Here is an 8,504-nt window from a genome sequence, read left to right as displayed (position 1 = left end):
CGCCGGGCCGCCTGAGCCGGTCGTGCCCGCCGGGCCGCCTGAGCCGGTCGTGCCCCCCGGGCCGCCCGAGCCGGTCGTGTCACCCACATCGCCCGAGCCGGTCGCGCCACTCGCATCGACCGGGCCGTACCCGCCCGGTGAAGCCCGTACCGGCATCGCCGCGCTCTCCCCCCGCTATCAGGTCGGGGTCGCTCTGGCGCTCGCGGTCGTCGCCATTGGCGTGTGTGTGCACATCGGCATGACGTTCCTGCACGTCGCGCCGGCGAACACGGTCACCAGGGCGCACGGCAAGGCCGTGGACGACTGGATCTATCCGGAGTTCGAGCAGAACTGGAAGCTCTTCGCGCCGAACCCGCTCCAGCAGAACATCTCGATCCAGGTCCGTGCCGGGGTCCGGGGGCCGGACGGCATGACGCAGACCACCGGCTGGTACGACCTGTCCGCAGAGGACGGCCGCGCCATCGACGGCAACCTGCTGCCCAGCCACACCCAGCAGAACGAGCTGCGCCGCGCCTGGGACTTCTTCGTCGCCACGCACGACAGCGAGAACCGCCCGGTGGGCCTGCGCGGTTCGCTCTCGGAGTCGTATCTGCGCCGGATCCTGGTGCTGCGCCTCGGCCGTGACGACGCGGTGCGGGCCGCGACCGGGAGTTCCGGGGTCATCGAGCGGGTGCAGGTGCGCTCCCGGACCAGCAACGTGCCGCCGCCGGAGTGGAGCCGGGAGAAGGTCTCCATGACGCCCTCCTACCGGGAGCTGCCGTGGTGGAGGGTCCCGCAGGACGAGGCCCGGGGAGGGGTGCGGTGAACCGCTTCTCGCTGGCCGTCTCGGGCGGTATCGCCCGCGTCACCGAGGCGGCCCTCGGCCCCTACCAGACGGCCGTCATCCGTATCGGCTTCAGCGCCACCTGGCTGCTGTTCCTGCTCCGCGAGCTCCCCCACCGCCACGAGCTCTACGGTCCCGACGGCCCCTGGAGCTGGGATCTGGCCCAGCAGCTGGTCGGGTCCAACGGCTCGTTCACCGTCCTGATGTGGTCGGACGGCGGGGTCTGGTTCGAGATCGTCTACGCGCTGGCGGTCCTCTCCGGTGCCCTGCTGATGCTGGGCTGGCGCACCCGCACCATGTCGGTGCTGTTCATGGTCGGCGTGCTGTCGCTGCAGAACCGCAGCGTCTTCATGGGCGACGGCGGCGACAACGTGCTGCACCTGATGTCGGTCTACCTGGTGTTCACGCGCTGCGCCCGGGTGTGGTCGCTGGATGCCAGGCGGGCCGTGCGGGAGAGGGAGGCACGCGCGCGGGGTGAGCGGGTCACGGACCGGACCGGCCCGGCCCTGTGGGGCGTGCTCGGGTTCGTGCTGGTCGCGGTCACCCTGGTCGGCCGGATGCAGGGCGACTGGCTGATACCGGCACTGCTGTGGACGGTGTGGGTCGTGCAGGCCCTGTGGTGGCTGGCCGGGCGCCGGGCCGGGACCGGTGAGCCGCGGGTCATGCTGGACGTGATCGCCAACGTCGTGCACAACGGCGCCCTGCTCGTGATCATGGCCGAGGCATGTCTGATCTACGCGACGGCCGGCTGGTACAAGATCCAGGGATCGCGCTGGCAGGACGGCACCGCGGTCTACTACCCGCTCCAGCTGGAGTACTTCTCGCCCTGGCCGGCGCTCGCCGACCTGCTGTCCGCCAGCGGCACGATGGTGATGCTGGTGACCTACGGGACGGTCCTGGTGCAGGTCGCCTTCCCGTTCACCCTGCTCAACCGGCGGGTGAAGAACGTCCTGCTGGCGGTGATGATGACCGAGCACGCCGTGATCGCCGTGGTCCTGGGGCTGCCGTTCTTCTCGCTGGCGATGATCGCGGCGGACGCGGTGTTCCTGCCGACTGGTTTCCTGCGCCGCCTGGGAGACCTGGCGGCACGCGCGCGTGACCGGCGCGGGGGCGGGGGCGGGCGTACGCCGCTGCCCGGGCCACGCACCCAGGGGAGCTCCGAGGCCACGCACGTAGGCTTCGGGACATGACCGACCCCGTGACCGTCTGGCACCGGCTCGCCGGCGACACCGTCCTGCTCGACGGGTTCCACGCGCTCAAGCACGCGCTGCGGTTCGGCGCCGAGGTGCCGGTGGCGGTCACCGCCGACCGGACGGCCGCCCTCGCCCTCGCCGACGAGCTGGCCCCGGACGTACGGGACGCGCTGGCCGGGCTGCTGACGGAGGTGCCGCACGAGACGTACGCGTCGTTCGTGCCGCGACCGCACCCCACCGCCGTGGCGGCCCTGGCCGTACGACCGTCCCGCGCCTCCAACCTGGAGAAGCTCGCGCACGTGCCCCGTACGTCCCCGGTCGTGGTCCTCGACAACCCGCGCAACCTGGGCAACGCGGGCGCCGTGATCCGCCTGGCCGCCGGTTTCGGGGCGACCGGTGTGGTGACGACCGGGACGGTCGACCCCTGGCATCCGACGGTCGTGCGGGGCGGAGCGGGGCTGCACTTCGCGACGACGGTGGAGCGGCTGACCGCCGAGGAACTGCCGCCGGGCCCGCTGTTCGCCCTGGACCCGGAGGGCGACGACATCCGGGGCGTCAAACTCCCGGACGACGCCGTCCTCGCCTTCGGCTCCGAGCGCACCGGCCTGTCGGGCGAACTACGCGCCCGGGCCGACCATCTGCTGTCTCTCCCGATGCGCCCCCAGGTCAGCAGCTACAACCTGGCGACGAGTGTGGCGATGACGCTCTACCACTGGAGTTTCGGGGCGCCCCTTTAGGAGCGCCCCGCCAGCCTCCTAGGCGTCCCTGCGCACCTCGACCACCCGGAACCGGTTGGCCACGAACGCCCCGTCACACAGCGCCGCACTCGCCGCCGGGTTGCCACCGGAACCGTGGAAGTCGGAGAACGCGGCCGTCTGGTTCACGTACACCCCGCCCGTGAGGTTCAGCGACAGCTGCGCCGCCTCCTCCAGACAGACCTCCTGCACGGCCTGCTCGACCTCCGGGTCGGTCGTGTACGCCCCGACGGTCATCGCGCCCTTCTCGCGGACGGTCCGGCGCAGCAGCTCCGCCGCGTCCGCGGCCGAGTCGACCGCGACGGCGAAGGACACCGGCCCGAAGCACTCGCTCATGTAGGCGGCCTCGTCGTCCGGCTTGGCCCCGTCCAGCTTCACGATCACCGGCGTACGCACGACCGCCCCCGGGAAGTCCGGGTTGGTGATCTCGCGGGAGGCCAGGGCGACCTCGCCCAGTCCGGCCGCGGCCTCCAGCCGGGCCTTCACGTCCGGGTTGACGATCGCGCCGAGCAGCGCGTTCGCGCGGGCGTCGTCGCCGAGCAGGCCGTCGACGGACCGGGCGAGGTCGGCGACCACCTCGTCGTAGGACTTGGGGCCCTGGTCCGTGGAGATGCCCTCGCGGGGGAGGAGGAGGTTCTGCGGGGTCGTGCACATCTGGCCGCTGTACAGGGACAGCGAGAACGCCAGGTTGGAGAGCATGCCCTTGTAGTCGGACGTGGAGTGGACGACGACCGTGTTGACACCGGCCTTCTCCGTGTAGACCTGCGCCTGGCGGGCGTTGGCCTCCAGCCAGTCGCCGAACTCGGTCGAGCCCGTGTAGTCGATGATCCGGATCTCGGGGCGCAGCGCGAGGGTCTTGGCGATGCCCTCGCCCGGGCGCTCGGCGGCCAGTGCGACCAGGTTCGGGTCGAAACCGGCCTCCGCCAGCACCTCGCGCGCCACCTGCACGGTGAGCGCGAGCGGCAGCACCGCCCGCGGGTGGGGCTTGACCAGGACCGCGTTGCCGGTGGCGAGGGAGGCGAAGAGGCCCGGGTAGCCGTTCCACGTCGGGAAGGTGTTGCAGCCGATCATCAGGGCGATGCCGCGCGGGACCGGTGTGAACTGCTTGTTCATCGCCAGCGGGTCGCGCTTGCCCTGCGGCTTGGTCCACTCGGCGTTGTCGGGCGTGCGCACCTGCTCGACGTACGCGTAGGCCACCGCCTCCAGGCCGCGGTCCTGCGCGTGCGGCCCACCCGCCTGGAACGCCATCATGAACGCCTGGCCGGAGGTGTGCATGACCGCGTGTGCGAACGCGTGCGTCCGGTCGCTGATGCGCTTGAGGATCTCCAGGCAGACCACCGCGCGCTGCTCGGCGCCCGCGCCCCGCCAAGCCCGCTGACCGGCCTTCATGGCGGGCAGCAGCACGTCGAGGTCCGCGTGCGGGTACATCACGCCCAGATCGACGCCGTACGGGGACGTCTCGCCGCCCACCCAGTCGTCCGTGCCCGGCTGGCCGAGGTCGAGGCGGGAGCCGAGCAGGGCGTCGAAGGCGGCCTTGCCCGCCGCCGCGTCCAGGCTGCCGTTCTCCCCGTAGGCCTTGGGGTGCTCGGGGTGCGGGGACCAGTAGGCGCGCGTGCGGATCGCTTCCAGCGCCTGGTCGAGGGTGGACCGGTGCCGGGCGATCAGCTCGTGCGCCGAGAGTGCGGCGGTCATGGGTGACCAACTCCTCGTCTCAAGAACTCTTCGTCGAGTTCATGACCTGGGCAGAAACCTGGGCAGGAACACTCGGACAGAGCTAGAGTAACCGAACGATCGGTCGGTTCAAGGGGGTCCGCCGCATCTGTGGAAAACCCCGTGCGGGAGGATCGCGCACATGACAGCACTCGACCTCAGCAGCCCCGTGGCCGTCGTCGGCACCGGCACGATGGGCCAGGGAATCGCCCAGGTCGCGCTGGTCGCGGGCCATCCCGTACGGCTGTACGACACCCTCCCCGGGCGGGCCCGGGAGGCGGCCGACGCGATCGGTGCCCGTCTGGACCGGCTCGTCGACAAGGAACGGCTCACCGGCGCCGACCGGGACGCAGCCCGCGCCCGGCTGCTGCCCGCCGAGGATCTCCCCGAGCTCGCCGACTGCGCCCTCGTCGTCGAGGCGGTGCTGGAGCGGCTGGACGTCAAACAGGACCTGTTCCGCGCGCTGGAGGGCATCGTCGCCGACGACTGCCTGCTCGCCACCAACACCTCGTCGCTGTCCGTCACGGCCATCGGCGGCGCCCTGCGCAACCCCGGCCGGTTCGTCGGGCTGCACTTCTTCAACCCCGCGCCGCTGCTGCCGCTGGTCGAGGTCGTCTCCGGGTTCGCCACGGACGTCTCGTCGGCCACGCGCGCGTTCGAGACCGCCCGCGCCTGGGGCAAGACACCGGTCGCCTGCGCGGACACCCCCGGCTTCATCGTCAACCGCATCGCCCGGCCCTTCTACGCCGAGGCCTTCGCGGTCCACGAGGCGCAGGTCGCCGACCCGGCCACCATCGACGCCGTGCTGTGCGAGTCGGGCGGCTTCCGGATGGGCGCCTTCGAGCTGACCGACCTGATCGGCCAGGACGTCAACGAGTCCGTCACGCGGTCGGTCTGGCAGTCCTTCTTCCAGGACGTGCGCTTCACGCCGTCCCTCGCCCAGCGGCGCCTGGTCGAGTCCGGCCGGCTCGGCCGCAAGACCGGTCACGGCTGGTACGACCACGGGGAGGGCGCCGAGCGCCCCGAGCCGGACACCGCCGACAAGCGGCAGCCGCCCGCGTACGTCGTCGCCGAGGGGGACCTGGGCCCGGCGTCCGAACTGCTCGAGCTGATCCGCGAGGCGGGCATCCCGGTCCGTGACGAGGGCGACGACGACCAGGGGGCGAGCCTGCTGCTCCCGAGCGGCGGCCGGCTCGTCCTCGCCGACGGGCAGACAGCCGGGGAGTACCGGGACTTCGTCTACTTCGACCTCGCCCTGGACTACCGCACGGCCGGCCGGATCGCCCTGTCCGCCTCCCAGGAAACCTCCCCGCAGGTCCTCGCCGAGGCCATCGGCCTCTTCCAGGCACTCGGCAAGCAGGTCAGCGTCATCGGCGACGTCCCCGGCATGATCGTCGCCCGCACGGTCGCGCGGATCATCGACCTGGCGCACGACGCCGTCGCCAAGGGCGTGGCCACCGAGGAGGACATCGACACCGCGATGCGCCTCGGCGTCAACTACCCCCTGGGCCCCTTCGAGTGGAGCCGCCGCCTCGGCCGCACCTGGGCCTACGTGCTCCTGGACGACCTGCACCGGCGCGATCCCTCGGGCCGCTACGCGCCGTCCCTGGCCCTGTACCGCCACGCCCACGCCTCCGACTCGCGGGAGGGCACCTCATGACCACCGTCAAGCGCGACACCTACACCCCGGACACCCTGCTGTCCGTCGCCGTCCAGGTGTTCATCGAGCGTGGCTACGACGGCACCTCCATGGAGCACCTCTCCAAGGCGGCCGGCATCTCCAAGTCGTCGATCTACCACCATGTCGCCGGCAAGGAGGAGCTGCTGCGCCGGGCCGTGAGCCGGGCTCTGGACGGCCTCTTCGGGATCCTCGACGAGGAGCACGCGCGCGTGGGGCGCGCCTCGGACCGCCTGGAGTACGTCGTCCGGCGCATGGTCGAGGTACTCATCGCCGAACTGCCCTACGTGACGCTGCTGCTGCGCGTGCGCGGCAACACCGACGCCGAGCGGTGGGCCCTGGAGCGGCGCCGCGACTTCGACCACCGGGTCGCCGACCTGCTCAAGGCGGCCGCCGCGGACGGTGACGTGCGCGCCGACATAGAGGTTCGGCTGGTGACCCGGCTGGTCTTCGGCATGATCAACTCGATCGTCGAGTGGTACCGGCCGGACGGCCGCGGCATGAACGAGCGGGAGGTGGCCGACGCGGTGGTGCAGGTGGCCTTCGGGGGTCTGCGCAAGGCCTCTTGACCCCGGGGGGTGCCTCTCCCGCCGTTCCGGGGCCTGTCAGCCCTGCGGTTCCAGGTCCTCCTCCTCGAACACCAGCAGCGTGCGTGTGCTGAGCACCTGCGGGATCGCCTGGAGCCGGGTCAGCACCAGCTCGCGCAGCGCCCGGTTGTCGGACACGTGCACCAGCAGCAGCACATCGAAGTCGCCGCCCACCAGGGCGATGTGGGAGGCGCCGGGCAGCTGCCTGAGCTCCTCGCGCACCGTGCGCCAGGAGTTCTGCACGATCTTCAGCGTGATGTACGCGGACGTGCCCTGACCTGCCCGCTCGTGGTTGACGCGGGCGCCGAAGCCGCGGATGACGCCGTCCTCGACGAGCCGGTTGATGCGGGCGTAGGCGTTGGCGCGCGAGACGTGGACCCGGTCGGCGACGGACCGTATCGAGGCGCGGCCGTCCGCCTGCAGCATGCGCAGGATGTCCTGATCGATGGCGTCCAGGGGGCGCGGCGGCGGCAGCACACCGCTGTCGGCCTGGCTCTCGGCCATTTGTTCAGATGCCACCCGCCCCCGCCTCTCTGCCATGGACGTACTGCGTCCATCTCAGGCTGTGGAGAACCGTTTGTCCACAGCCTGAGGTCACCCGTAGCCAAAATGTGCCGACGACCGAACAATCGGTAGGTGAGGCGCATCACAACCGACGCGCCTCTCCAAGCCGCTCCCACGAGGAGGTGCCGTCATGACGGTCATGGAGCAGCGGGGCGCCTACAGGCCGACCCCGCCGCCCGCCTGGCAGCCGCGCACGGATCCCGCGCCGCTGCTGCCCGACGCGGAGCCGTACCGCGTCCTCGGCACCGAGGCGGCCGCGAAGGCCGACCCCGACCTGCTGAGGACGCTGTACGCGCAGCTGGTGAAGGGCCGCCGCTACAACGCGCAGGCCACCGCCCTCACCAAGCAGGGCCGTCTCGCGGTCTACCCCTCCACCACCGGCCAGGAGGCCTGCGAGGTCGCCGCCGCGCTGGTGCTGAAGGAGCAGGACTGGCTCTTCCCCAGCTACCGCGACACCCTCGCCGTGGTCGCCAGGGGCGTGGACCCGGTCGAGGCGCTCACCCTGCTGCGCGGCGACTGGCACACCGGCTACGACCCCTACGAGCACCGGGTCGCGCCCCTGTGCACCCCGCTCGCCACCCAGCTGCCGCACGCCGTCGGTCTCGCGCACGCCGCCCGCCTCAAGGGCGACGACGTGGTCGCGCTGGCGATGGTCGGCGACGGCGGCACCAGCGAGGGCGACTTCCACGAGGCGCTGAACTTCGCCGCCGTGTGGCAGGCCCCGGTCGTCTTCTTCGTGCAGAACAACGGCTTCGCGATCTCCGTCCCGCTGGCCAAGCAGACCGCGGCCCCGTCACTGGCCCACAAGGCCGTCGGCTACGGCATGCCCGGCCGCCTGGTCGACGGCAACGACGCCGCCGCCGTGCACGAGGTGCTCTCCGACGCCGTACGCCACGCCCGCGCGGGCGGCGGCCCCACCCTGGTCGAGGCGATCACCTACCGCGTCGATGCCCACACCAACGCCGACGACGCGACCCGCTACCGCGGCGACGCCGAGGTCGAGACCTGGCGCGAGCACGACCCGATCCGGCTGCTGGAGCGCGAGCTGACCGGGCGCGGCCTGCTCGACGAGGCCGGCATCGAGGCCGCCCGCCAGGACGCCGAGACCATGGCGGCGGCCCTGCGCGAGCACATGAACCAGGACCCTGCCCTGGACCCCATGGACCTGTTCACCCACGTCTACGCCGAGCCCAC

At 71.9% G+C, this 8,504-nt stretch carries 8 protein-coding genes; 6 read left to right on the top strand and 2 right to left on the bottom strand.

Going from position 1 to position 8,504, the window contains the following annotated elements:
* Positions 1-76: 76 nt before the first annotated feature.
* The 3 genes from ABZ281_RS26130 to ABZ281_RS26120 are packed head-to-tail and all read left to right on the top strand — an operon-like array spanning position 77 to position 2,753.
* Positions 77-805, top strand: a complete 729-nt coding sequence (locus ABZ281_RS26130; protein WP_356659223.1) for a DUF5819 family protein — start codon at positions 77-79, stop codon at positions 803-805.
* Positions 802-2,013, top strand: a complete 1,212-nt coding sequence (locus ABZ281_RS26125) for an HTTM domain-containing protein (RefSeq protein WP_356659219.1) — start codon at positions 802-804, stop codon at positions 2,011-2,013. The genes ABZ281_RS26130 and ABZ281_RS26125 overlap by 4 nt, the downstream gene beginning before the upstream one ends.
* Complete coding sequence (locus ABZ281_RS26120; RefSeq protein WP_356659217.1) at positions 2,010-2,753, top strand: TrmH family RNA methyltransferase; 744 nt, start codon at positions 2,010-2,012, stop codon at positions 2,751-2,753. Before ABZ281_RS26125 ends, ABZ281_RS26120 begins: the two co-directional genes overlap by 4 nt.
* Before the next feature lie 18 nt (positions 2,754-2,771).
* On the opposite strand, the gene paaN is transcribed toward ABZ281_RS26120, so the two are convergent.
* The gene (gene paaN / locus ABZ281_RS26115) at positions 2,772-4,463 is read right to left on the bottom strand and encodes a phenylacetic acid degradation protein PaaN (protein WP_356659215.1); all 1,692 of its coding nucleotides are present in this window, start codon (positions 4,461-4,463) and stop codon (positions 2,772-2,774) included.
* Positions 4,464-4,623: 160 nt separating this feature from the next.
* On the opposite strand from paaN, the gene ABZ281_RS26110 reads away from it, so the two are divergent.
* Together ABZ281_RS26110 and ABZ281_RS26105 are read left to right on the top strand one after the other, a co-directional pair.
* Entirely contained in the window at positions 4,624-6,141 is a 1,518-nt protein-coding gene (locus tag ABZ281_RS26110) for a 3-hydroxyacyl-CoA dehydrogenase (protein ID WP_356659213.1), read from the top strand.
* Complete coding sequence (locus tag ABZ281_RS26105; RefSeq protein WP_356659211.1) at positions 6,138-6,728, top strand: TetR/AcrR family transcriptional regulator; 591 nt, start codon at positions 6,138-6,140, stop codon at positions 6,726-6,728. Before ABZ281_RS26110 ends, ABZ281_RS26105 begins: the two co-directional genes overlap by 4 nt.
* A 36-nt stretch (positions 6,729-6,764) precedes the next feature.
* Here ABZ281_RS26105 and ABZ281_RS26100 read toward each other — a convergent pair whose 3' ends face one another.
* Positions 6,765-7,250: an Lrp/AsnC family transcriptional regulator gene (locus tag ABZ281_RS26100; RefSeq protein WP_356659221.1), complete on the bottom strand. Its 486-nt coding sequence runs from the start codon at positions 7,248-7,250 to the stop codon at positions 6,765-6,767.
* 190 nt (positions 7,251-7,440) lie between these two features.
* Here ABZ281_RS26100 and pdhA point away from each other — a divergent pair.
* Positions 7,441-8,504: pyruvate dehydrogenase (acetyl-transferring) E1 component subunit alpha (pdhA, locus tag ABZ281_RS26095; RefSeq protein WP_356659209.1), on the top strand; the 1,064-nt coding region annotated here is incomplete at its 3' end.

It is taken from the genome of Streptomyces sp. NPDC006265 (genome assembly GCF_040613555.1).
In the GTDB taxonomy this organism is placed as follows: Bacteria; Actinomycetota; Actinomycetes; order Streptomycetales; family Streptomycetaceae; genus Streptomyces.
The sequence above is the reverse complement of the archived record's forward strand: the minus strand, read 5'-3'. Positions and strand labels throughout refer to the sequence as shown.